The 527-nt window shown below is 65.7% G+C and carries 1 protein-coding gene; it reads right to left on the reverse strand.

The features are described 5' to 3' along the window. Positions 1-527: SDR family oxidoreductase (locus AC1D0P_RS28080; protein WP_477679728.1), on the reverse strand; the 527-nt coding region annotated here is incomplete at both ends.

Consider the following 527-nt stretch of genomic DNA (forward strand, 5'->3'; position numbering starts at 1 on the left):
TAGCTGGCCCGGTCGCTCGCCAAGAAACCAGCAAGGGCGGCGAATTCCCTGGGCGTCCCGAGCCGTCCGGCCGGGATCTGGGCCGAGATCTTAGCTTCGTCGACGCCGACCTCGATCAGCCGTTCGGTCAGCGTATAGCCGGGCAGGATGGCATTTACCGTCACGCCTTTCGACGCATATTCGCGGCTGATCGTGTTGACGAGGCCATGCAGGCCGGCGCGAAAACCGTTCGACAGAGCGAGATTGGCGATCGGCTCGCGCGCGGCGACGGAGGTGATGACGATGATCCGTCCCCAGCCTTTGTCGCTCATCGAGGGCAGGGCCGCCCTGATCGCGCCGACACTGCTCATCCACAGACCCTCGAAAGCATCGCGCCAATCCTGTTCGCTGGCCTCGCCGAACTTGCGGGGCGGCGGGCCGCCGGTATTGACCACGAGGATGTCCAGCGATCCCATGTCCGCAACGCTTTGCTCGACGACGCGGCCGGCTTCGCCCGGCTTGGAGAGGTCGACTGCATAGCCCCTGGC

The organism is Polaromonas sp. P1_G2 (assembly GCF_056405515.1).